This is a genomic window from Bacillus sp. FJAT-27231 (assembly GCF_001183975.1).
In the GTDB taxonomy this organism is placed as follows: Bacteria; Bacillota; Bacilli; order Bacillales; family Domibacillaceae; genus Pseudobacillus; species Pseudobacillus wudalianchiensis.
In genome coordinates, this window is sequence record NZ_LFZU01000001.1 from 1815555 (window position 1) to 1841309 (window position 25755).

General features: G+C 40.8%; 21 protein-coding genes. All 21 read left to right on the plus strand.

Annotation, left to right across the window (positions count from 1 at the left end; genetic code table 11):
* Positions 1–150: 150 nt before the first annotated feature.
* The 21 genes from zwf to speB all read left to right on the plus strand — a co-directional run bounded on the left by zwf (position 151) and on the right by speB (position 25663).
* Positions 151–1608, plus strand: a complete 1458-nt coding sequence (gene zwf / locus AC623_RS08530; protein ID WP_049666415.1) for a glucose-6-phosphate dehydrogenase — start codon at positions 151–153, stop codon at positions 1606–1608.
* Between the two features lie 75 nt (positions 1609–1683).
* Entirely contained in the window at positions 1684–3024 is a 1341-nt protein-coding gene (locus AC623_RS08535; RefSeq protein ID WP_049662059.1) for a glucose-6-phosphate isomerase, read from the plus strand.
* A 25-nt stretch (positions 3025–3049) separates the two neighbouring features.
* Complete coding sequence (gene gndA / locus AC623_RS08540) at positions 3050–4483, plus strand: NADP-dependent phosphogluconate dehydrogenase (protein ID WP_049662060.1); 1434 nt, start codon at positions 3050–3052, stop codon at positions 4481–4483.
* 86 nt (positions 4484–4569) lie between these two features.
* Positions 4570–5190: a cyclase family protein gene (locus tag AC623_RS08545; RefSeq protein WP_049662061.1), complete on the plus strand. Its 621-nt coding sequence runs from the start codon at positions 4570–4572 to the stop codon at positions 5188–5190.
* Between the two features lie 37 nt (positions 5191–5227).
* Positions 5228–6043 carry a Cof-type HAD-IIB family hydrolase gene (locus AC623_RS08550; protein ID WP_049662062.1) on the plus strand — a complete coding sequence of 272 codons (816 nt, stop codon included), beginning with the start codon at positions 5228–5230 and terminating at the stop codon, positions 6041–6043.
* A 3-nt stretch (positions 6044–6046) separates the two neighbouring features.
* Complete coding sequence (locus AC623_RS08555) at positions 6047–6244, plus strand: hypothetical protein (RefSeq protein WP_049662063.1); 198 nt, start codon at positions 6047–6049, stop codon at positions 6242–6244.
* Between the two features lie 540 nt (positions 6245–6784).
* Positions 6785–7807, plus strand: a complete 1023-nt coding sequence (locus tag AC623_RS08560; protein WP_049662064.1) for an NAD(P)/FAD-dependent oxidoreductase — start codon at positions 6785–6787, stop codon at positions 7805–7807.
* Between the two features lie 89 nt (positions 7808–7896).
* Complete coding sequence (locus tag AC623_RS08565; protein WP_049662065.1) at positions 7897–8145, plus strand: ferredoxin; 249 nt, start codon at positions 7897–7899, stop codon at positions 8143–8145.
* A 91-nt stretch (positions 8146–8236) separates the two neighbouring features.
* Positions 8237–9913 (plus strand): urocanate hydratase, encoded by a 1677-nt coding sequence (gene hutU, locus AC623_RS08570; RefSeq protein WP_049662066.1) that lies wholly within the window; start codon positions 8237–8239, stop codon positions 9911–9913.
* Entirely contained in the window at positions 9910–11220 is a 1311-nt protein-coding gene (gene hutI / locus AC623_RS08575; protein WP_049662067.1) for an imidazolonepropionase, read from the plus strand. The genes hutU and hutI overlap by 4 nt, the downstream gene beginning before the upstream one ends.
* 1064 nt (positions 11221–12284) lie before the next feature.
* Positions 12285–13397, plus strand: a complete 1113-nt coding sequence (gene hisC, locus AC623_RS08580; RefSeq protein ID WP_049662068.1) for a histidinol-phosphate transaminase — start codon at positions 12285–12287, stop codon at positions 13395–13397.
* A gap of 16 nt (positions 13398–13413) precedes the next feature.
* The gene (locus AC623_RS08585) at positions 13414–14409 is read left to right on the plus strand and encodes a C-terminal binding protein (RefSeq protein WP_049662069.1); all 996 of its coding nucleotides are present in this window, start codon (positions 13414–13416) and stop codon (positions 14407–14409) included.
* A gap of 95 nt (positions 14410–14504) precedes the next feature.
* Positions 14505–16040, plus strand: coding sequence for a histidine ammonia-lyase (hutH, locus tag AC623_RS08590; RefSeq protein WP_049662070.1), 1536 nt, complete (start codon positions 14505–14507; stop codon positions 16038–16040).
* A 671-nt stretch (positions 16041–16711) separates the two neighbouring features.
* Positions 16712–16990 (plus strand): ATP-binding cassette domain-containing protein, encoded by a 279-nt coding sequence (locus AC623_RS22090; RefSeq protein WP_053104100.1) that lies wholly within the window; start codon positions 16712–16714, stop codon positions 16988–16990.
* Complete coding sequence (locus AC623_RS21005) at positions 16942–17409, plus strand: ABC transporter ATP-binding protein (RefSeq protein ID WP_269429907.1); 468 nt, start codon at positions 16942–16944, stop codon at positions 17407–17409. Before AC623_RS22090 ends, AC623_RS21005 begins: the two co-directional genes overlap by 49 nt.
* A 236-nt stretch (positions 17410–17645) precedes the next feature.
* On the plus strand, positions 17646–19295 hold the full coding sequence (locus tag AC623_RS08605) for a helix-turn-helix domain-containing protein (RefSeq protein ID WP_049662072.1): 1650 nt from the start codon (positions 17646–17648) through the stop codon (positions 19293–19295).
* 107 nt (positions 19296–19402) lie between these two features.
* Positions 19403–20371, plus strand: a complete 969-nt coding sequence (locus AC623_RS08610) for a C-terminal binding protein (RefSeq protein WP_049662073.1) — start codon at positions 19403–19405, stop codon at positions 20369–20371.
* 350 nt (positions 20372–20721) lie between these two features.
* Entirely contained in the window at positions 20722–22038 is a 1317-nt protein-coding gene (locus AC623_RS08615; protein ID WP_049662074.1) for a Na+/H+ antiporter family protein, read from the plus strand.
* Positions 22039–22301: 263 nt separating this feature from the next.
* Positions 22302–22670 (plus strand): winged helix-turn-helix transcriptional regulator, encoded by a 369-nt coding sequence (locus tag AC623_RS08620; RefSeq protein ID WP_049662075.1) that lies wholly within the window; start codon positions 22302–22304, stop codon positions 22668–22670.
* Positions 22671–23114: 444 nt separating this feature from the next.
* Positions 23115–24509 carry a sigma-54 interaction domain-containing protein gene (locus AC623_RS08625; protein WP_049662076.1) on the plus strand — a complete coding sequence of 465 codons (1395 nt, stop codon included), beginning with the start codon at positions 23115–23117 and terminating at the stop codon, positions 24507–24509.
* A 167-nt stretch (positions 24510–24676) separates the two neighbouring features.
* Positions 24677–25663: an agmatinase gene (gene speB / locus AC623_RS08630; protein ID WP_049662077.1), complete on the plus strand. Its 987-nt coding sequence runs from the start codon at positions 24677–24679 to the stop codon at positions 25661–25663.
* Positions 25664–25755 lie beyond the last annotated feature (92 nt).

Here is a 25755-nt window from a genome sequence, read left to right on the forward strand (position 1 = left end):
AAGTGCATACTTACAATTCGATATTATACACGATATACTGACATTAGTATAGATGATAAAGACATAGGAGGGGATGGCATGAAAGAGTTAACTGTTCCTCGTAAGGTTCTAAACCAAGAGAATGCTTGCGATACTTTAAACACGTTAAAGCTGGATTCGGTTAGTTTTATCTTGTTTGGTGCAACAGGAGACTTAGCTAAAAGAAAAATTTTCCCTGCTTTATACAATTTGTTTCTCGATGAAAAGCTTACTGCTCCATTTTCAATTATCGGACTAAGTCGGCGTGAATGGACAGATGAAGTATTCCAACTGCATGTAAAGGAGTCTTTAAGTCATTTCTCCAGGCGGTTTAGTGAAGAGGAAAACAGACTGGCTGAATTTTTGCAGGCGTTCCGTTATTGTGCGTTAGACGTAACAAGTAGTGCAGATTACGAGCCTGTGCTTAATTTGATCGAAAGTCGTGAAGAAGAGCTTGGAATACAAGGAAACAGACTGTTTTATTTATCAGTAGCTCCTGAATTTTTTGATATTATTGCCTCAAATATTCAAGAGAGAGGAATTGGAACGTCAAAAGGATGGAAACGCCTAGTTATTGAAAAACCGTTTGGACATGATCTAGCGTCTGCCCAGCAGTTAAATGAAAAGCTTAGCACAGCTTTTAGGGAAGAGGAGATTTATCGGATCGATCACTATCTTGGAAAGCAAATGGTACAAAACTTAGAGTCTTTAAAGCTAGCTAATCCTATCTTTCAATCTTTGTGGAATAATCAAAATATTTCGAGTGTTCAAATAACAGCCAGTGAAACAGTCGGTGTGGAAGAAAGAGCGAATTACTATGATCGGGCAGGAGCCATTCGTGACATGTTTCAAAATCATATGCTGCAATTATTAATGATGACAGCCATGCAGTTTCCGGAACAAATCGGTCCTGAATATATAAGGCATGAAAAAAGAAAAATCATGAAGAGCCTGCGGCCGCTAACGAAAGAAAATGTCGCTTTTCAAGTGATTCGCGGTCAATATGACTCCGGAGAGATCAATGGCAAACAAGTGGCAGCCTACAAGGAGGAACCGGGAGTTGAATCATCTTCAATAAATGACACATTCATAGCAGCCCGCTTATGGATAGATGATCCTTCCTGGCGAGGCGTGCCATTCTATATTCGGACAGGAAAGCGGATGGAGAAAAAGTCAACAAAAATTGTTATTGAATTTAAAAATACGTTGCGCGATCTACAGGAAAGCCATAACGAAAAAGCAACACCTAACCTGCTAATCATTGAGATCAGTCCAAACGAATCAGTTTCATTACAGTTAAATCTTAAAAACCCATTAAATTATGGTCAAGCTGAACCGGTTACCCTGCATTTCTCTGCTCCTGGGAAAGATGTTCCAGAAGCATATGAATCATTAATTTACGATGCACTTCGGGGAGATCCAACATTTTTTGCTCATTGGAAAGAAGTAGAGTTGTCGTGGAACTGGGTACAGCCAGTTTTGGAAGCCTTTGCAGAAAACATTCTCCCATTATATTCGTATCCAGCAGGTTCCATGGGCCCGAAAGCAGCTCATCAATTATTAGAGGAAGACGGATTTAAGTGGTGGTAGGTTATTAAAACGTGAACAATCGCCGTTTAATCGGAAAAAATAATAAAAATCCACAATAGAAAGGGGAAGTATCAAATGGCTGTTTCGTTTAACTATTCTAATTCTTTATCGTTTATGAACAAAAGTGAACTAGAGTATGTTAGTGAATTTGTAAATGTTGCTCATAACAGATTGCATGAAAAAAGAGGTCCGGGATCTGATTTTCTAGGATGGCTAGATTGGCCGATTCGTTATAATAAAGATGAATTTATGCGAGTTAAGAAAGCGGCGGAAAAAATCCGGAACCAGTCAGATGCCCTTATCGTAATTGGTACAGGCGGCTCGTATTTAGGAGCAAGAGCAGCAATTGAAGCATTGTCTCACAGCTTTTATAACCAAATGGAAAATACAACTAAAGTGTATTTTGCTGGACAAAATATCAGTTCCACTTATATTACTCATTTATTAGAACTGTTAGACGGAAAGGATATTTCCATAAATGTGATTTCTAAATCGGGAACAACGATGGAACCAGCTATTGCTTTTCGCATTTTCCGTGATTATCTTGAGAAGAATTACGGAAAAGAAGAGGCGAGGAAGCGAATCTATGCAACGACTGATCAGGAAAAAGGCGCATTGAAAAAGCTTGCTGATGAAGAAGGATATGAATCGTTTGTCATCCCAGATGATATTGGCGGAAGATATTCAGTATTAACGGCAGTCGGACTTTTGCCGATGGCAACAGCTGGTCTTGATATTGATCAGATGATGACTGGGGCAGAGCAAGCTTACTATAAATATAATAATCCGGACTTGTCAACGAATGAGTGTTACCAGTATGCTGCTATTCGTAATATTCTTCACCAAAAAGGAAGAGATATCGAATTACTCGTTAATTATGAACCGTCATTACAGTATGTAGCTGAATGGTGGAAGCAGCTATTCGGAGAAAGTGAAGGAAAAGACCAGAAAGGCTTGTTTCCGGCATCCGTTAATTTTCCGACCGACTTGCACTCTATGGGTCAATATGTACAGGAAGGGCGTCGGCATTTAATCGAAACTGTACTGCAAGTAACGAGACCCGCCATTGATTTCACAATAAAAGCTGATCCAGACAATATAGATGGATTAAACTTCCTTGCTGGCCAAACGATGGATGAAGTGAACAAAAAAGCTTTTCAAGGAGCCATGATGGCTCACGTAGATGGCGGCATTCCCAACTTGCTCATTGAGCTGGAGGAATTGAATGAATATCATTTCGGAGAATTGGTCTACTTTTTTGAAAAAGCTTGTGCTATAAGCGGGTGCTTGCTCGGTGTTAATCCGTTTGATCAACCAGGGGTAGAGGCATACAAAAAAAATATGTTTGCTTTGTTAGGAAAGCCTGGTTTTGAAAAAGAGAAATTAAATTTGGGCCGTTTTTCTATCGTCGGCTAATTCAATCAATAAGGAGCGGTCGTTTATGACGAAACAACAAGTAGGTGTAATCGGTTTAGCAGTAATGGGAAAGAATCTTGCTTTAAATATTGAAAGCCGGGGTTATTCTGTCGCTGTATATAATCGATCACCGGAGAAAACAGAGGAATTTTTAAAAACAGAAGCAGCTGGAAAAAAATTCATCGGCGCATATACGGTTGAGGAGTTTGTTAAGTCACTGGAAAAGCCGCGCAAGATTTTATTAATGGTGAAGGCCGGAACACCGACAGATGCAACGATTGATTCATTGAAGCCTTATCTTGAAAAAGGTGATATTTTGATCGATGGGGGAAATACTTTTTTCCGGGATACGATTAGACGCAATAAAGAATTAGAATCAACAGGCATTCACTTTATCGGTACGGGAGTTTCAGGCGGAGAAGAAGGAGCATTAAGAGGACCTTCTATTATGCCGGGCGGCCAAAGAGAAGCATTCGAGCTAATGCAGCCGATTCTAGAAGCAATTTCAGCAAAGGTGGAAGGCGATCCTTGCTGTACGTACATTGGGCCGGACGGAGCCGGGCATTATGTAAAAATGGTCCATAACGGCATCGAATATGGAGATATGCAATTAATTTCTGAAGCCTATTTTATTATGAAGAATGTGCTTGGCTTGCAGGCACAGGAGTTGCATGAGGTGTTTGCTGAATGGAACAAAGGCGAACTGGACAGTTATTTAATTGAAATTACGGCAGATATTTTTACAAAGGTAGATAATGAAACTGGTGAGCCGCTTGTAGATGTTATCCTAGATAAAGCAGGGCAGAAAGGAACAGGTAAATGGACAAGCCAAAGTGCTTTAGACTTAGGGGTCCCTCTTCCAATTATTACTGAGTCGGTCTTCGCTCGTTTTATTTCCGCTATGAAAGAAGAACGGGTAAAAGCAAGCAGGCTATTGCATGGACCGGAAAGGAAAAAATTCAGCGGCAATAAAGAAGCTGTAATTGAAGCTGTGCGCAAAGCATTATATATGAGTAAAATTTGCTCATATGCACAAGGTTTCGCTCAAATGCGTGCCGCTTCAGAAGAATATAACTGGAACCTTAATTATGGCAATATTGCGATGATCTTTCGCGGTGGCTGTATTATTAGAGCCCAATTCCTCCAAAAAATTAAAGAAGCATATGACCGGGAACCTGGCTTAGCGAATTTATTATTAGATAAGTATTTTAAAGAAATTGTGGAAAGCTATCAATCTTCCTTGCGCGAAGTTCTTGTACTTGCTATAGAACAAGGGATACCTGTCCCGTCATTCGCCAGCGCTTTGGCTTACTATGACAGCTATCGCACTGAATCACTGCCAGCTAATTTATTGCAGGCACAACGTGATTACTTTGGGGCGCACACGTATGAACGAAAGGATAAAGAAGGCACTTTCCATACAGAATGGGTACCCAAATTCAATGAAGCACTGCGATAAACAAAATGAAAAGGTCGCAAATTTGCGGCCTTTATATCTCTTTAAACAGAAAAATGCTAGAAAACTAGAGTAGGGAGATGAATAGAATGAAAGTATATGATGTAACAGCTCCTATCTTTGAAGGGATGACAGTCTATAAAAACAAGCCGGAAAAACAGCCAAAATTAACACCGGCAACAAATGGGTATGTTACAGAATCCCGAATTGAATTGGACGTACATACGGGGACTCATATTGATGCACCGCTTCATATGATCACAGATGGCGATACATTTGAAACAATTTCGCTCGATCATCTTGTCGGCCATTGCAAAGTATTTGATCTAACAGAGGCAGAAGACCAGATTACGAAAGCTGATCTTGAGGGTTTGTCCATTCAAAAAGGAGATTTTGTTTTATTTAAAACCAAAAATTCTTTCGAAGAAAAATTTAATTTTGAATTTATTTTTCTTGCACAGGACGGAGCGGAATATCTTGCAAAGCTGGGCATACGTGGAGTGGGCATCGATGCGCTTGGGGTAGAAAGAAGCCAGCCGGGTCATCCTACACATAAAGCGCTATTTGCAAATGGCATTATTGTGATTGAAGGGCTGCGGTTAAAAATGATTGAACAGGGAGAATACTTTATGGTTGCAGCTCCTTTAAAATTACTTGGAACGGATGCTTCCCCGGCGAGAGTTTTGCTGATTGAAGGGATTCATTCATGACGGTTGCAGCTGTTTTTCTTAATAAAGGAGGGATCTTATGTATAAAATGGTAGCAATTGATCTGGATGGTACATTGCTTAATGATGAATTGGTCGTTTCTCAAGGAACAATACAAGCTATTCAACGAGCAGTAGAGCAAGGAGTCGTTGTCACGATTGCAACCGGACGGATGTTTCTGTCTGCAAAGCCGTTTGCCAAGCAGCTCGGTTTAAATGTACCGCTCATTACTTATCAAGGTGCACTTATTAAGGATGTAGAAGAAAAAGCAGTTATGTACGAGCGGCTTGTCCCGCCGCATCTTGCTCATGATCTTATTAATATTGCTAAAAAAAGAAATTTGCACTTACAAGTTTACCAGGATGATGTTCTTTATGCTGCATCAGAAAATGATTTCATCCGTGAGTATGTAGAGGCGGCGAAAGTTCCTTATAAGGTAGAGCCGGATCTTGCGAAGCTGGCAAGCCGGGGCTTTCAAAAAGCACTTTTTATTGATGCCCCTGAATATATTGATGAGCTGCAAGCAGAGCTCCGTGAATTATTCAGCGGACAGGCAAATTTCTTAAAATCAAAGTCAGCTTATCTTGAAGTCACACACCCAGAAGCTGATAAGGGGATCGCCCTGTTGCACCTGGCTCAAGAGCTGGGCATTGACCGTTCAGAAATCATCGGTATAGGAGACAGCTATAATGATTTTGATCTCGTAACGACTGCTGGACTTGGGGTAGCAATGGGCAATGCGGTACAAGGATTAAAAGACAAGGCGGATTATATTTCACGTTCAAACAATGAAGAAGGTGTACGCCATGTGATCGAAAAATTTATTCTTAAACATGTTGCGGTCGTGAATGACTAATGAGTGTTAGGAGAGAAAAAAGAAATATATAAATACGTTCATGCTATCCATGCAAGAAAGCAGTTTTATAAATACGGAGAATACAAGGCGGAAAAATGTGTAATAATCGCTGTTCCGATGGGAAAGGCAGCAGATATTAAAAAAGGCCATACAGCTTGCGACGGACAGGAAATGGACACCTTATCTAAGCACTTTCGTTGATCGCGGCACAGAGTTGATACTGCTTGGCAAAATATCGTATCCCATCTTAGCATGAAAGAGTGCATCAAAATGGCTGCTCGGTACGCACCAATTTTCCTCGTGCGTCACTGGAAGCAAAATCATTACAAGGAGGAAACCAAAAGTTTAGCCACTTAATAACATTCACTTTCCTGAAGGTTATATTTTTCTATCATTATAAAGCCACTTTCTATTCTGTGATATTCGTGATAACAGAGAATAGAAAGTGGTTTTTTAATTTTAATTCTGCGTATGACTACATATTTCGGTTTTGTCTACAGCTTTACATCACTATATCGCAGCTTATGGAAGGCATAGTGCTATTTTTTATTATATTGTGACTATTTTTTACTCTGATTATGAAAGCCCTTAGTTTTTTATGAAAGATGCTGTATAAATAGGTTAAGGAGTGGGAAACGCCTCATTCGATAACGAAAGTCAAGAAGGAGGATCGGTTCCTAACACTATCAATTCTGTAGAACGACTGCAGGCTGGATGCAGTTTTTATCAAGGAGTGGTTGAATGGCTGAACATGAAGTTTTTGACGTAACAATTATTGGTGGAGGTCCTGTAGGGTTATTTACTGCTTTTTACGCAGGGATGAGACAAATGTCTTGTAAAATTATTGAAAGCCTTCCGCAGCTTGGCGGCCAGCTGTCGGCCCTTTATCCCGAAAAATATATTTATGACGTAGCCGGTTTTCCAAAAGTGAGGGCACAAGAGCTTGTTGATAACCTTAAAGCTCAAATGGATCAGTTTAAACCGACTGTCTGCCTTAAAGAATCTGTAAAGGAGCTTGAAAAGCAAGAAGACGGCACTTTCAAGCTAATGACAAATGCTAATACTCACTACACGAAAACGATTATTATTACGGCCGGCAATGGTGCTTTCCAGCCAAGAAAGCTGGAGCTGGAAGGCGCAGGGAAGTATGAAGATGAAAATCTTCATTACTTTATTAATGATTTAAAGCAGTTTGCCGGAAAAAAAGTACAGGTATTTGGCGGCGGCGATTCCGCTGTCGACTGGGCTTTGATGCTTGAGCCAATTGCTGAACAGGTAACGATTGCCCATCGCCGCGACAAATTTCGAGCCCATGAGCATAGCGTGGAAACAATGAAGAATTCTTCTATCAACATTATGACGCCATATGTACCGGTGGAACTAATTGGAGAACGGAGAATTGAACAGGTTGTACTTGAACAGGTAAAAGGCGATCAAAGAGAAACCATTCATGTGGATGATGTCGTAGTGACTTATGGGTTTGTTTCTTCTCTTGGTCCCATTAAAGATTGGGGGCTGAACATTGAGAAAAACAGCCTTGTTGTAAATTCCAGAATGGAAACGAATATCGAAGGAATTTATGCGGCTGGAGATATTTGTACGTATGAAGGAAAAGTGAAATTGATTGCGAGCGGTTTTGGAGAAGCGCCGACTGCTGTTAGCAACGCAAAAGTATACATTGATCCAAAGGCAAAAGTACAGCCTCTCCACAGTACAAGTGTAATGGGAAAGGATAACCTAAAAGAAGCAGCAAGTCATTCTTGATTCAGATAAATTTATCCAATATAAAAAATGAAAGGCTTATCCAGTGGAAAATTGTTTTTAACAAAATGTAAGCTTTGGAGGTGTAAGAGATGGCAAAATACACGATCGTAGATATGGAGACTTGTATAGCCTGCGGAGCATGCGGAATTACGGCGCCAACTGTCTTTGATTCCGATGAAAATGGGCTTTCGTTTGTGACGCTTGATAATAATCAAGGAACGGCTGAACTGCCCGAGGAGCTTTTTAATGACGTAGAAGACGCCTGTTTTGGGTGTCCAACAGAATCGATTAAAATTGCCGATGAACCCTTCAACGGAAACCCAGCTAAAGCAGGATAAAAGATTTAAAATCAATAGGTTACGGCTTTATGTTTATTTATTTGAATATTCAGTTTAATTGATTTCTAAACGATATAGGAGGCAGAAAAAAATGAGTTCAATGACACAAAATCGAGTAATCCGTTATCGAGGCACCGAATTAAATACGAAAGGCTGGCAACAGGAAGCAGTCTTGCGTATGTTAATGAATAACTTAGATCCGGATGTCGCTGAGCATCCGGAAAAGCTTGTCGTTTACGGCGGAATTGGGAAAGCGGCCCGTAACTGGGAGGCCTTTGATGCCATTGTAGAAACGATAAAAGGACTTGAAGAAGATGAGACAATGCTTGTTCAATCAGGAAAGCCCGTTGTTGTGTTCAAAACACACAAAGATGCACCGCGCGTATTGATCGCCAATTCGAACATCGTTCCGGCTTATGCGAACTGGGATACCTTTCACGAGCTTGACCAAAAAGGCTTGATGATGTATGGCCAAATGACAGCGGGCAGCTGGATCTATATTGGGTCGCAGGGAATTGTACAAGGAACATACGAAACATTTGCAGAATTGGCGAAGCAGCATTTTAACGGTACACTCAAAGGAACCATCACAGTCACGGCTGGACTTGGCGGGATGGGCGGTGCACAGCCGCTTGCTGTGACGATGAATGGAGGCGTATGTATCGCTATTGATGTCGATGAAACAAGAATTGACCGCCGAATCGAAACTCGCTATACAGATGTCAAAACACACTCATTAGATGAAGCGATTCGCTTAGCGGAAGAAGCAAAAAATGAAGGCAAGGCATTATCTATTGGCCTAGTAGGCAATGCAGCGGATGTCTTGCCGGAAATGATTAGCCGTAATTTCATTCCAGACGCGTTAACTGATCAAACATCTGCCCATGATCCGTTAAATGGCTATGTTCCTTCTAACATGTCTTTAGAAGAGGCAGCAATTATTCGCGAGACTACCCCAGGACAATATGTCAAACTTTCTAAAGCTTCCATGGCTACTCACGTAAAAGCCATGCTTGAGATGATGAGAAAAGGCGCGGTTACGTTTGACTATGGTAACAATATTCGTCAAGTAGCGAAGGATGAAGGAGTAGAAGATGCCTTTGATTTTCCAGGGTTTGTTCCTGCCTATATCCGACCGCAGTTTTGTGAGGGGAAAGGTCCTTTCCGTTGGGTAGCGTTATCAGGAGATCCAGAAGACATTTATAAAACAGACGAGGCGATTCTGCGCGAATTTGCAGATAACGAGCATTTATGCAACTGGATTCGAATGGCACAGGGGAAAATAGAATTCCAAGGTCTTCCTGCCCGTATTTGTTGGCTTGGCTATGGGGAACGGGCCCGTTTCGGCAAAATCTTGAATGATATGGTTGCCAGCGGCGAACTAAAGGCACCAATTGTTATTGGACGTGATCACTTAGATTCTGGTTCCGTTGCTTCTCCTAACCGTGAAACGGAGGCGATGAAAGACGGATCAGATGTTGTATCGGACTGGCCGTTATTGAATGCTATGGTCAATGCTGTTGGCGGTGCAACATGGGTATCGCTTCATCATGGCGGTGGTGTCGGCATGGGGTACTCCCAGCATTCAGGTGTTGTCATTGTAGCGGATGGTACAAAAGAGGCGGAAGCCCGCCTTCAGCGCGTTTTGACAACAGATCCCGGCATGGGTGTCGTGCGTCATGCGGATGCCGGCTATGAACTGGCAAAGAAAACAGCTCGTGAAAAAGGAATCCACATGCCAATGCTTGAAAGAGGGCAGAATTCATGACAAAACCGATCTGGATTAAGCATGCAGCTCAGGTGGCTACACTTGCATCAGACGTAAAAGGACCTCGTTCGAAAGCAGCCATGTCAGATCTAGGGTTAATCGAGGATGGCAGCTTGTGGATTGAAGATGGCGTCATTCAAGCAGTTGGCACAACGAAAGAGATTGAGAAGCGTTACGGAGATAAAACAAAAGAAGCAGAAATCGTAAATGCGTCTGGTCATCTGCTTACCCCTGGCCTTGTAGATCCTCACACGCATGTCGTATTTGGCGGAAGCCGTGCGCGTGAGTTCGAAATGCGTCTTGAAGGGGCCACGTATATGGAAATTATGAACGCAGGGGGAGGCATTCATGCGACTACCCGCATGACACGGGCTGCAAGTGAAGAGGAGCTAATTGAACAGACAATGCGCCGTCTTGATTCGTTTTTAGCTCATGGGGTCACAACGATTGAAGGCAAGAGCGGTTACGGCATGAATTTAGAAACAGAGCTAAAGCAGCTGCGTATCATGAAAAAACTCAAAGATAAACATGTTTTAGAGATTGTGCCTACGTTTATGGGAGCGCATGCTGTTCCGGTGGAATTCAAGGAGCGGGAAGATGAGTTTGTTGATCACCTAATTCACGATATGCTTCCAGCTGTAGCAGAAGAAAAGCTGGCAGAGTTTAATGATGTCTTCTGCGAAAAAGATGTATTTACACCTGAGCAATCAGAACGGATATTAGAGGCGGGAAAACAATACGGATTGATTCCTAAAATTCATGCAGATGAAATTGCGCCGTATGGCGGAGCAGAATTAGCTGCAAGAACAGGAGCCATTTCAGCAGAGCACTTATTGAAAGCTTCAGACGAAGGAATTCAGGCGATGGCGAAAGCCGGTACGATTGCTTGCCTTCTTCCGGCCACCGCTCTGTATTTACGTGAAGAAGCAGCCCAAGGAAGAAAAATGATTGACCAAGGCGTTCCGGTAGCTATTTCAACTGACTGCAATCCGGGATCATCCCCGACTACATCGATGCCGCTTGTTATGAATTTGGCCTGTATTTCCATGAGAATGACGCCGGCAGAAGCATTAACGGCCGCGACTTACAATGCTGCTTGTGCAATTAATCGTGAAAAACAGATAGGTTCACTGGAAGTTGGGAAACAAGCAGATCTTGTATTATGGAATGTGAAGAATTATCAGGAACTGCAATATTTATTTGGAGTGAATCACGTGAAGTCTGTTTGGAAAAAAGGCGTTCAAGTGCTGACAGCAGGCAGGCCAAATGAGGATGCGGCCACTAGATTGGTCTTAGGGCGCACATAAAAAAGAATAAGTTTATACTTATGATAAGGAATTCAGTCTCTTAATCTTAGCATCCACAAGGCAGCTAGGCAAAATCTGTGAGTAACATAGAATAATCCAGGGAAAGTTTAAAGAGAATCTATTAAGTGGAGGAAACTTTTTGTGTGGGTAATCACTGTTCATTCCAAAAATGATCTGAAAATGTTCGAGTTTGAGACTGAAAAAGAAGCGAGAGGCTTATTTCATAAAATTCCCGGTTATAAAATTTTGACCGAAGTGATTTATTTTAATGATCATTGTTTAGTTGATGTGTAGATATTCCACCTAGTTTATATTCGATTCATTCATGTTCCGAAAGAATAGCTAAAAATTTTAAAAAATGCTGCAGTCTTAAGGTCAATGAAAAACTGGCTTTTAGACTGCTTTTTACACAAATCAACTTAAGCTTTTTAATCCTATCTTGGTGGTCTAAATTTTTACTATATCGTGAAGATTTTTATTTTCATTATGAAAATACCTTTTTTTTGCTTTAAGCTCATGTATAAATGATGTAAGGCTCTAACATAATACGTTCAAAAAAATCAGTAGAAAAACTTCTCGTTGACTCTTTCACAAAGACTTTATTTTCAAAAAGGGGGAAAGATCAGATGCTCTTGTCAGAAATCATAATCATTAAGAACAGTATAAGCAAGCGCCGGGAGGAAATCTGTCGTTTGGCAAAAAGCAAAGGCTCGAGTCACCCGGAAGTATTAAAAGCAAGAGAGCAATTGAACAGCATGATGATGGCATTGCAGCAAAAATGTATAAGGTAGTTCTTATTATTGCAAGCGCTTACTTTCGACCTTTCTCTTAAATAATTAAAAAGAGGTATAAAAAACTGTAAAACAATCAAATAAAGGTTAAATTTTTGTTATATTGTGAATATTTTTTACTTTGATCGGAAAACGCCTTAGTTTTTTTAAAAAGATCGTGTATAAATAATCTAAAGGTTCACCATTAAAGTGTAAACGCCCAAAAAATGCTTTAACACCCTTACCAACGGTATAAGCCGTTGATGTACGTAAGAGAAAGAAGGAGGATGCATCATGTCAGAAAATTTATGGCGCAGCCATGTCAGAGATTTAGATCCTTACATCCCTGGTCAAGCGGCTGAGGAAGCTAAGAAGCAAGAAAAGGTAACGGACATTATTCGTCTGGCTACCAACGAGAATCAGTTAGGCCCGTCTCCCAAAGCGATAGAGGCAATGGTGAAAGCGATTCAGGAAGCACATTTTTATCCTGATCTGACTTGCTTGGAGCTTCGTACTAAGCTGGGTGAATTACACGGGATTGATCCTGAAAACTACGTCGTGGCGAATGGCGCGGACAACATTATTAATCTGGTAATTGCCTCGTATGTTAATTCTGGAGACGAAGTAGTCTATTGTACGCCGACGTTTTCTGAATATCATAAGAACACCTTGCTTATGGGAGGAGTGCCTGTCGAGATCCCGACAACAAAAGATCACAAGTTTGACCTAAAGGCAATGCTTGAAGCTATTACAGAAAAAACAAAGGTTGTCATCGTATGCAACCCGAACAACCCAACAGGCACCATCGTAGACGAAGAAGACCTCCGGGCATTTTTCAATCGTTTGCCAAAACATGTTGTGGCTGTATTAGATGAAGCTTACGGAGAATTTATTACACGAGAAAATTACCCAACGGGGGTAGAGTATATAAAAGAAGGGCTGTCTGTCATCACAATACGGACATTTTCAAAACTTTATGGATTAGCTGGCATGCGTGTAGGATATGCCATGGCGAGCCAAGAGCTTATACAGCCGCTGCAAAGAGTGCGTGAGCCGTTTGCCTGTAACCGGGTGGCTCATGCAGGGGCATTAGGAGCATTAGAAGATATAGAACACAAACATAAAACTCTCGCCGAAAACAAACACGAAATGGAAAAGTTGGTTAAAGAATTTCATTCCCTCGGCTACGAAGTGGAAGCCTCTCATACAAACTTTTTGTTCGTTGATATGAAAAAAGAGACGGACAGTATAGCAGAAGAGTTAGCATCAAGGGGGTTAATTATTCGGCCATGCGCAGCATGGGGCTATCCTACATATGCCCGTATTAGCATCGGAACAACCTCACAAAATGACAAGCTCGTAAAAGCACTGCAAGAAATAAACGCTAAAGCTCCACATCACATTTAAAAGGAGGCCTATAACATTGAAAAATGGAAAACGATTAGTTTGGATTCTTGACGACGAATGGACAGATCATAGTGTAGAAAAAGCTTTATATGAACAAAATGGTTTTGAGGTGAAAGTTACACGTTCAGAGGTATTTGAAACAGATTCTCCTCATTATGCCCCTTATGCTGATGCAGTGGTGGCTCAAGTAGGATTTCAATGCACGGCTGAGATCATAAATCAATTAGATTCATGCCGAATTATTTCAGCATCAGCAGTAGGATTTAACCATATTGACGTGGAAGCGGCGACGCGCAAAGGCATACTCGTATCCCATGTTCCGGAATACTGCTCTGAAGAGGTCTCTGATCATGCCATCACTCATATCCTTACGTTGGCCCGCCGTTTTCCAGCATACAACGAGCAAGTTAAACGAGGCGAGTGGGATCCGATGGACACACTTCCGATTACCCGTTTTTGTAAAAACACAGTAGGACTGCTTGGGTTTGGCCGAATCGCCCAGAAGGTGGCTCAGAAGCTTAAAGGCTTCGGTGTTCGTCTGATCGCCCATGATCCTGGTGTAGCCAAAGAGGTTTTTGAGGAGTATTCAGTGGAAGCGGTATCATTCCATGACTTATTGAAACAATCGTCCTTTTTGACTCTGCACGTGCCGCTCAAATCGGATACGAAAAATATTATCAGCTACGACGAGTTGAAGATGCTGCCGCAGGGCGCCTTTATTGTTAACACGAGCAGAGGCGGGGTGATCAATGAAGAAGACTTGTACCAGGCGATTCAAGAGGGACACATTGCGGGGGCCGGTCTTGATGTGCTGCTCCATGAACCACCGCGCCCAGACGATCCACTGTTGAATACAGATAAGGTGTATATTACGCCTCACTCGGCTTATATTTCGGAAGAAGCGATTGTAGAACTGAAAACGAAGACGAGCCAAAATGCGATTGATGGTGTAGAAGGCAAGCCGATTGAACACCTCTTAAACCCGCAGCTGTTAAAGGAAATGAAAATATAAAAGAAGACTGTTCATTTAAAAGGGGCATTCTCCCTTTAAATAAATTTTTTCTTCCTCTAAGACTGAATACACAATGATAAAAGGAGTGAGAGTTCATGTTACTGAAAAAAGAAAAAGTTCTCGTTGGCAGTTTGCCTCTAACGCTAGAAGATGTGGTGCTTGTCGCCCGCAATAAGCATACAGTGGACATTGCCGAAGAACAAAAAGAAAAAGTGAAACGCAGCAGAGAATATGTAGTCAAGCTGCTAGATGAAAAGAAGGTCGTCTATGGATTGACGACCGGGTTTGGAAAGTTCAGCGACACTTACATTCCGAATGATCAAGCGAAAGATCTTCAAATTAATCTCATTCGCAGTCATGCATGCGGAATAGGGGAACCGTTTTCTGAGGATGTGGTGAGAGCGATTATTCTGTTAAGGGTAAATGCTCTTCTTTACGGCCATTCCGGTATTCGGTTGGAAGTTGTAGAGACAATGGTGGACATGTTGAACAAAGGCGTCACACCTGTCATTCCCGAGCAAGGGTCTCTGGGAGCAAGCGGAGATCTAGCTCCACTTTCTCATTTGGCTTTAGTCATTATGGGAGAAGGAGAAGCTTATTTTGAAGGGAAACAAATGGACGGCGGACAAGCTATGAGACTGGCTGGCATTTCTCCTGTCTCCTTAGAAGCAAAAGAGGGTCTAGCTTTGATTAACGGGACACAAGTGATGACAGCTGTAGGTGCTCTGGCTTGTTGGGATGCCTTAAATCTTGCGAATTGGGCAGATTTTACGTCTGCTTTAACGACCGAGGTTCTTCGTGGGGTAAGACAAGCATTTGAACCGGAGACTCATAGAATTCGTCCGCATGCCGGCCAACAGTTAGTTGCTGCAAATATTGCAAAGATTACGAGAGGCAGTCAGTTGATGACTAATCAAGGCGAGGTAAGAGTACAGGATGCATATTCATTGCGTTGCGTACCGCAAGTTCACGGAGCTTCACGGGATGCACTCCAGCATATCCACGATAAATTGATTGTTGAAATGAATTCAGTAACGGATAATCCGCTTATCTTTGTGAATGAGGATAAAGTCATTTCCGGAGGGAATTTCCATGGGCAGCCGATGGCTATTGCGATGGATTATCTCTCTATTGCGGTGGCGGAACTGGCCAACATTTCCGAAAGAAGAATTGAGAGGCTTGTCAATCCGCAGTTGAATGACCAGCTTCCTGACTTTTTAACGAAAGAGGGAGGGATGAACTCTGGCTTAATGATCGCCCAGTATGCAGCTGCAGCCCTTGTGTCGGAAAATAAATCTTTGGCACATCCGGCAAGTGTGGATTCCATTCCGAGTTCGGCTAATCAAGAAGATCATGTCAGCATGGGAACCATTGCCGCACGGAAGGCAGCAAAAATTATTCAAAATGCTTATCATGTAATGGCGATCGAATTGTTTAGTGCGGCTCGTGCTGCTGAATACAAGGGGCCGGCCAATTTAGGTGTAGGTACAAAATGGGTTTACTCTTTCTGCCGTCAGCAAGTACCACATCAAGAAGAAGACCATGTGATGTATAAGTACTTTAAGCTGCTTGCAGGTGAGATGAAAGAGTTAGCAGCAGTAAAAGAATTAAAGGAACAGCTCGCTGTTTAAAAATCAGATAATAAGAAAAGAACGGTTAGTGATCGGTCAGTAGTCTGTGTATAAAAAATTGCTTTTATTGCTCTTCAAGAGAATTTTAAGGCAAAAAAGTATACTATATGTCAAAAATGAGTACTTATCACTTGGAAATAAGGATTGTATAATTTAGTTAAGAATATTCAAAATATTAAATAATTAATTAAATGCTAACAAAATGACTAAATAAGTATTAACCGGCGCCGGCTAGTCCACCGGAAGCTCACATGGGCTGGGAAAACTTGCACTGGAAAGCGCTTTAAAAAAATCGTGCTTGTGCAGTAGCGGTTTGGAATTGTTCTGAAACATCTACGACTACGACACATGACATTGTTACTGAGAACTGCCGCCGAATCGGTTCGGATGACTTGGCCAGATGCTGCGAGCAAGTGAAAAAAGACGAAGAATTCCATGCTAGACTTGGAGATATGATTGTTAGAAAATATGTTGTTACAGATGAGCATCGCGCCAATGGGATTTGGAGGCTCGCTGTCTACGCGAAGAAATGCTTCACTATTACGATACTATTTACTCTATTCCTGAACAAACTGTTTATTTCTCTTTTTATAGAAAAGCAGATAGAACATTAAGGCTAAACAAAATTAAAAAAGCTACCATTCTACCGATGAGACTGGTAGCTTTTCGTTATGAAAGACATACAAAAATTAATCTCCATACTTGGGCCATCTGGATGTGGAAAGCCGGCATTGCTTCGGATTGTAGCTGGCCTTGAAGAGCAGACGGAAGGTCATATTTATTTGGATGAAAACGAAATTTCAGGCCCATCCTCAAATAGAGGTATGGTTTTTCAAGCATATTCTTTGTTTCCGTGGTTAACAGTGGAAGAAAATATTCAGTTTGAGCTAAAAATAGTCAAATGTCCCCCGCCCAGCGTAAAGAGATTGTTCAAAATTATATCGAATTAGTTAGGTTAAATGGGTTTGAAAAACATTATCCCCGGCAGTTGTCGGGAGGAATGCAGCAACGTGTGGCGATCGCAAGAGCTTTAGCGAATGATCCAGATATTTTGCTGCTTGATGAACCGTTTGGAGCCCTTGATAATCAAACGGGGACTCTTATGCAAGAGCTCTTACTGGAAATTTGGGAGAAATCGAATAAAACGATTCTGTTTATTACCCATGACGTAGAGGAGTCCAATTTTTTGGCGAATAGAGTCATTGTGATGACCTCTAGGCCAGGGAGAATAAAAGCGGATATCCCAATTGATTTACATTATCCTCGTTCCTATAATATAAAAGTTGACCATCGTTTTCTGGCCTATAAGGAACAGCTTACCGAGCTAATTCGCGAGGAAAGTTTGAAGGCTATGATGGAAGTAAAATAAATGAGGATTTAAAGCACTTTTAGCCCAAGAAACCTACGGATCAGGCAAATGTTTGAAATTTATAGTGAGAATATTACGAATTTTAGATAAAATAAAAAGTAGCATACACTACAGAAAGGTTAGTCGACTAAATATAGAGCCAGTATAGACATCAGGGAATAAAGCAGCAAGATAGAAGATGGATCTTCAGGCATAACCGAGATAAAAAGCTATTTTTATTGAAGGGTGTGAGGACTGTGCGAAATCTCTTGATCTTAGCAACACATGATTTAAATATTATTAATCTTGTTCATCAACTAAATAATGATTTCAAGTTTGGATTTACGGTGGAAGTAAGAGACAATAGGACATTTTTGAAAGAAGGTCTGGCGCTGAAAAACATCGCAGCTGTCTTTCTAGATGTCGATGAAATCACAGTAAAGACGGAAGACTTTGTCTGCCGTCAATTCAATAAGAAAAATCCCGCCCTGCCTTTAGTTATTATGAAGACGCATTATCATAACAATGAAGTTAGAAACCTCTTCAAAAACGGCGTGTTCGACTGTTTAAGTAAACCATTGGAAAAAGAAGTCGTTTATCAGTTATTACAAGAGCTGAAAAAGTCTGTACAACAGTCGATACAGATCCATCGGCAAAAGCAGGAAGACCCTTTACAGATCATGTCATCTTTGCGTTTAAGCGTCATTTATAATTTATTATATGGAAATATTCAAAATCCAAAAGACATCTGGGACCAGTGTCAATTGGTTGGGCTGTCCGCTGTTCCCAATATAGCTATGACGGTTCAAATTGATGAGTTTTTCGCTTTGAATAAAGATAAGAGTAAGCAGCTGCAAGATTCCATTCGGAATGAGATTATTACCATTACTCGTTTATTTCTCAAAAGTGAGCTTGATGAGGTCTTGGCCATGGGAACAGGAGCAGATAAGTTTGCCATTTTATTCTCTCTCCCTTTGTTGAACAGCAAAGTAGAGTATAAACAGCGTGCTAAAAATTTAGCAGAAAAAACGAAAGAATATATTAAAGAAAGTACAGGCTACAGTGTGACAATAGGGATTGGAAATCATTGCGAAGATGTAAGGTCTTTGTATGTTTCCTACCAGGAAGCATTGTATGCGCAAAAATATAAGTTTTTTGGGAAAAAGGATACTGTCATTCATATTGATGACGTAGAACCTTTCACTAATGAAGTATACTTGCTGCAGAACCAGGATGTTGCCACATTAGCAAGCAAATTAATGGTTGCTGACATTGCAGCGGTAAAAGAGAATATGAAAAACTTATTTAATGAGCTGTTTTCAAAGCAAAAGGTTGATCCGGAAGTATTAAAACTGCAAATTACAGAAATATCTACTGTACTTGCCCGGGCGGCGATCAATGGCGGCGCCAATATGAAAGAAATTCATTCTATTCTTTTAGACTATACAAAGGGGTTAAATACCATTGAAAACTTAGCAGAAATGGAGCAATGGCTTGAAAACATGATTTATCGCTTTACGGAGCTCGTATTTAGTAAGAAAAATGAATACAGTCTTAAATCGGTTCAAAAAGCGATGGCTTACATTGAAAAAGAATATTTAAAATCTATTACACTGGAGGACGTGGCCAACTATGTCCATTTGAGTCCGACTTATTTCAGCCGACTTTTTAAAAGTGCTACAGGAAAAAACTTTGTTGAGTATATTACTTATTTACGAATCGAAAAAGCAAAAGCTTTGCTGATGGATTTGAATTATACGGTCTATCAAATTGCGTCTGAAGTGGGGTACAGTAATTCTCATTATTTTAGCCGTGTATTTAAGACTATAGTAGGCAAAACACCTAGTGATTACCGTAATTCTATTTTAGAGCCCATAGACATCTCAGTTGAAAAAGTATCAAACTAACCGCAGAAACAGTGATTACACTGGATCTCGTCGGTCAGGGCGAGGAACTAAGGCTTTCAACTAAATTGAAAACGCCTACATCACTTATATTATTAGGAGGAGATGAAGTGAAGGAAAAAAGGCCTCTTGTCTGGATTTTAGACGATGAATGGAATGATCATGAGCTGGAAAAAAGGATTTATCAACAATACGGCTTTGAGTTGAAAGTAACACGATCAGATACACTGGAAAGAGATAGTCTCTCGTATGCCCCGTATGCCGTCGGGGTAGTGGCACAAGTAGGTTTTCCGTGTGGTCAAGATCTTATTGAGAAGCTGCATTCATGCAAAATTATAGCTGTTCCGGGAGTTGGCTATAATCATATAGACGTCGAAGCAGCTGCCAGAAGAGGGATTTCTGTTTCGAATGTACCGGATTATTGTGTGGAAGAGGTGTCTGATCATACCATTGCTCTTATACTCGCAATGACTCGCCGCTTATTTGCCTACCATCATCAAGTGAAAAAAGGAAAATGGGATCCTCTTGATACACAGCCGATCCATCGTTTTAGTGAAAGAACAGTGGGACTATTGGGGTTTGGAAGAATCGCCCGAATGGTGGCCACGAAGTTAAAACCATTCGGAGTCCGTATTTTAGCTTATGATGAATATGTTTTTGATGAAATCTTTGATTTGTATGGAGTGACACCAGTGTCACTTATTGAGCTGCTCCAGTTGTCTAACATTCTTAGTCTGCATGCACCGCTTACGCCGCAGACAAAAAATCTTCTTAGTTATGAACAGCTGAAACTGATGCCGAAAGGGGCGATCATTATTAACACATGCCGGGGCGGTATCATAAACGAGACCGATTTGCAAAAGCTGATAAAAGAAGGACATATCGCTGGAGCAGGGCTCGATGTGTTAGAGAAGGAGCCTCCTCAACAAGATCATCCGCTGCTTTCTATGAGCGAAGTAATTGTCACACCGCATGCTTCATATGTATCGGAAGAATCCCTTGTAGAGTTGAGAGAAAGAACGATTCAGGCTATTATAAACGGCGTTCAGGGACACGCTTTAACCCATGTTGTAAAATAAGAAAAAAGTATCCGTATGACTTTGTAATATAAATGAACAGGCTATTTGACTTGAACAGCAAAATGGATCAGAGACTCTTTTAAGTCCCTGATCCATTTTTATGGAGTGAAAGACTTCATCACCTTTCAAAAACAACGGAGTGAACAGGTAAAAAAAGTGTTGTATTTCATAAGAATAAGTACTTATCGAAGGTGGCTCAATGGAGTAATATTAAGAATATTCTAATTATTGAAAATGGGAAGGGAGGGAGAGTATGACCATTAAAAATGAGTAAAGGCAGCTAAGGAATGATGGAAACGAGGAGGAAGAAAAACTTAATTAACGCAATTATAAAAGGGGGAAAATAATTCATGGCTGCTGTTATTGTTTCCGTATTGCTCATGATTATATTAAGCATGTTGCGGGTGAATGTTGTGTTAAGTATTTTACTAGCTGCTTTAAGTGCAGGTTTAATTTCCGGGCTCTCTATTTTAGATTCAACGAGTATGCTTATTTCCGGAATGAGTGGACAAGCTGAAACGGCATTAAGTATTGTTTTATTAGGGATTTTTGCCGTAATGATTAAGTATTCAGGGATTACTGGAATATTAGTTAATAAGCTCTTAAAATTTTTGAAAGGCAAGCGGGGAGTTATTTTGTTAACGATTGCAGGAATCTCTTGTTTTTCACAAAACTTGGTTCCTGTACACATTGCCTTTATCCCTATTCTGATTCCACCTTTGCTCCATTTGTTTGACAGCATGAAAATAGATCGCCGCGGCGTGGCCACCGCTTTGACATTCGGCTTGAAAGCGCCATATATTATGATTCCTGCAGGGTACGGACTCATGTTCCACCAGATTATAGCGACTGAGATGAAAACAAACGGGATGAAAATTGCAGTCAGCCAGCTTCCTTTAGCTTTGTTCATTCCAGGACTAGGGATGATCGTCGGATTGCTCATTGCTGTTTTTATTACTTATCGAAAAGAAAAAGTAACTAGCATAACTGAAGAAGTAGAGGCTCCAATTGTGACCTCGGAAATTTCCGTTACGGCGGAAAGCATTTCTTTTAATAAACAGCATGTAGTCACATTAATTGCGATTATTTTGGCCCTTATCATTCAGGTTGTCACTCATTCTCTTGCTTTGGGAGCTCTTGCCGGGATTATCCTTATGTTTGCGGGGCGGGTTGTTCCGATTCTTAAAGGAGATGAAATTGTTGATGATGGCATGAAAATGATGGGAGCGATTGCATTCGTTATGTTAATTGCTGCGGGGTATGCGACTATTTTAAAGGAAACAGGCGCTATCACGGAATTAGTGACACTTACAAATGGATTCATTGGCAATAGCAAACCGCTTGCGGCTTTCACTATTCTTATGGTTGGTTTGTTAGTAACGATGGGCATTGGTTCTTCTTTTGGTACGATCCCTATTTTAGCGTCTGTATATGTGCCGTTATGTTTGGCAGTCGGTTTTTCTCCATTAGCAACAGCTGCATTAATTGGGACAGCCAGTGCTTTAGGGGACGCTGGATCACCAGCCTCGGATAGCACGATCGGTCCGACGATGGGGTTGAATGCAGACGGTAAACATAACCATATTTGGGATACGTGTGTTCCTACTTTTATGCACTATAATATTCCTCTGTTTATATTTGGTATGATTGCAGCTCTCGTTCTTTAACAGCGAGAGGATGAAAACCCAAGCCGCTTTTAATTAGACCTATGATTAAATATTTTTTCACCTAGTATACTTGCTTAATGATTTTATTCATTCTTTTCTTTGATAGGCGACTGTTTCGTTGAATGGCAGAAATGAAGGAGCGTAACTATTCTGCCATAGTTTGTAAGTTGAAATGGTTTGTCTGCGTACACTCAGCAGCCGAAGGCGACTCGCATCTTTTCTATTTTTTGACCATATATGATTAGGCTAAGGAGGTAGATGAAGTGGGACATCTCTGCAATAAAGTGTTTAACTGCGAAAAAGAACTTACTCTCTCCATTATTGGCGGAAAATGGAAAATGTTGATATTGTGGTATCTTGGAAAGGAAGGCACAAAGCGTTTTAGTGAATTGAAAGCGCTTATGCCGGGCATTACACAAAAAATGCTGGTAAGTCAATTGCGGGAACTGCAAGAAGATTTTATTGTACACCGTGAAGTGTATCCTGTTGTTCCTCCAAAAGTAGAATATTCTTTAACCGAGCAGGGCAAGAGCCTCATTCCTGTGCTTAATGTTATGCATGAGTGGGGGAAAAATTATCAGGAGACTATTGCCAATAAGACAAGTACAAAAATTAATGAAGCTATAAAGTAAATCCGATTGTTCATGCTGGCAGACATATAAGCGGTGAATACCAGAATGATAAACGATTGGATACCTCCTCTATCATTAACCCAGTATTTTGAAGGAAGTAAATGATTTCTAGTAAGTTTTTTCTGTATTTGTCTACTGATAGATAGTCATTGAATTGAAAGCCGATTATTTTCCGGATTGTATACGGAGGATTATCGGCTTTTTTGTATATAATAAAACCAAGTGCATCATCAAATAAAGACTTCCGGAAAAACAATGATTGTTGGCTGCCACAGCTATAAGGAAGGAATATTCGATATATTCATGTTACCAAGCTTTTTTCTCTAACCGTTTCATACAAGCGCTTTTTATGGCTTCTTAAAATCCGATGATTGAATGCAAGCAATCTATTTAATTCATGCTTTATTTATAGCAAGTATGTTTAAGTGAGGAGAGGAATAGAAAATGGAGGATATAAGAGAATTAGAGTTGAGAGCGATTTTGGCCGCCTCAAATGACAATATTGTCATTACAGATGGTGACGGTGTCGTCCTCAGAGCGAGTCCAAGCTGCTTGTCCATTTATGGAGAGGCAGCTGATAAGCTAATTGGCGTAAATGTTGAGGAATTAGAGCAAAAAAACATTTTTTCTCCCTCTGTTACGAAGAAAGTTTTACAGGAGAAAAAGGAAGTGCAGTTAATGCAATACACATCGACTGGCAGGATTGTAATGGCTACCGCTTTACCTGTATTGAACGATGAGGGAGAGATCGTTCGTGTTATTAGTTTTTCTCATGACTTAACGGAAATTCAGCATTTAAAAGAAGATTACGAAGAACTAAGAATGAAGATGGCTTATTACCAGTCAGAAATTAAGGAGTTAAGGGAAAAAGAGGAGTACTTTGGCGAAACTGTAATGAAAAGTAAAGAGATTCGTCAAATATGGCAGCTCATTCAGCGAGTGGCAAAGTCGGATGCAACCGTTGTGTTTTTAGGAGAATCCGGTGTCGGAAAAAATGTATTTGCCCGGGCTGTCCATGAAGGAAGCCGAAGACAGGATGAAGTATTTATTGAAATTAATTGCAGTGCGATTCCAGAATCGCTTTTCGAATCAGAAATGTTTGGTTATGAGAGAGGGGCTTTTACGGGCGCTAACAAAGAAGGAAAGGCGGGGTTGATTGAAACGGCAAACGGCGGTACGCTTTTTCTTGATGAAGTAGGGGAACTGCCATTAGCCCTTCAAGTTAAGCTTCTAAAAGTCATTCAGGAGAAAAGGGTAACGAGAATCGGTGGAACGGAGCCAAAAAAGATTGACTTTCGCATTATCGCTTCAACGAATAGGGACTTGGAGCAAATGGTGAAGGAAGGAAAGTTTCGAAGAGATCTTTTTTACCGTCTCAATGTTATCCCCATTAACATTCCTCCTTTAAGGGAGAGAAAAGAGGATGTTTTATCCTTATGCAATTTTTATCTAAAAAAGTTTAATGAAAAATATGAATCTAATAAAACCTTCCATGTCACGACAATCAATGAGCTCCTTGCTTACGAGTGGCCGGGAAACGTGCGCGAATTAGAGAATCTAATCGAGCGTCTCGTTGTAACGACAGAAAATCGGATGATCTATCCGCAAGCTCTTCCTTTCTATTTAGGGATTAATCCTCACCCATTGGAACATGAGGGAACATTAGAGGAGATGGAAGAAACGGGAGCCTCCTTGCGCAAGGCTATAGAGGAAGTGGAAATTCGCTGGTTAAGGCGGGCGGCCAGACAGTATAAAACTACTTACGAGATGGCGGATTATTTGGGTATTAGCCAATCTAGCGTTGTGAGAAAGCTAAACAAATATCAAATTAATTCATAAATGCATTTTAAGTCACTTTTGCATTAAATTTACCTCCGTTAATGCAAAAGTGACTTAGTATTTCTTAGTGAAATAGCTTCCTCATTGAAAAATAAAGTTGGCACAATTATTGCAATAAGATTATGAGAGTGAACATTATTTATTTTATTGCACAGGAGGCTATTTACATGTACCAACCAAAAGATTCTTCTAAATCTCCCCGTTTTTGTGGTGTCCGTACGTTTATGAGACTAGAACAAATCCAGACGACAGACAACATTGATTTTGCCGTGCTCGGTGTTCCTTTTGACACAGCTGCATCCAATCGTACAGGGCAGCGTCTTGGCCCTCAGCATATTCGTGACTTTTCTGTATTGCTTCGGCCGTATAATCCTGATATGGACATTGACATTTTTGAATACTGCTCAGGTGTGGACTACGGGGATATTGATGTGATTCCAGGAAATATTCACCGTACATATGATAATATTGTGGCTGGGCTTGAACCGCTTTTAGAAAAGGATGTTACACCAATCATTATGGGTGGAGATCATTCCATTTCTCTTGGGAATTTGCGGGCCTTTTATAGAAAGTATGGTCCGATTGCACTTGTACATTTCGATTCGCACGGTGATACGTGGGATAACTACTACGGAGAAAAGTACATGCATGGCACACCATTTCGCCGTGCGGTAGAAGAAGGGTTAATTGATGTAGATCATTCTATTCAAGTAGGAATGCGTGGCCCGCTCTACAGTCCGGATGACATTGAAGATGCACGTAAGCTAGGATTTGAAGTTATACCGATGAAAGAAGTGCGCAAAATAGGGTTCTCAAAAGTGATGGAACGTATACACGAGCGGACAAAAGATAAGCCTGTTTTTGTTTCTTACGATATTGACTTTGTTGATCCGGCGTATGCACCTGGAACAGGGACTCCTGAAGTAGGGGGGCCGACGAGCTATGAAGCACTTGAGTATGTAAGAGGACTAGATGGATTAAATGTCGTTGGATTTGACTTAGTGGAAGTACTGCCGTCATACGATGCTAACGAAATTACCGCGGTTCTAGCTTCTTCTATTATGTATGAAATGATTACGTTGACCGCATTGAAGAAACGACGACATCTTGAAAAATCAACCGATCTGCCAGATGAAAAACTAATAAGAGGTTAATTTTTAGATAGTTTGATGTTATCATCTTATTCACCCTCTTTTAGGTGACAAATATCGCTCATGATATTGATTCAAACGAGAAAATTTCAAAG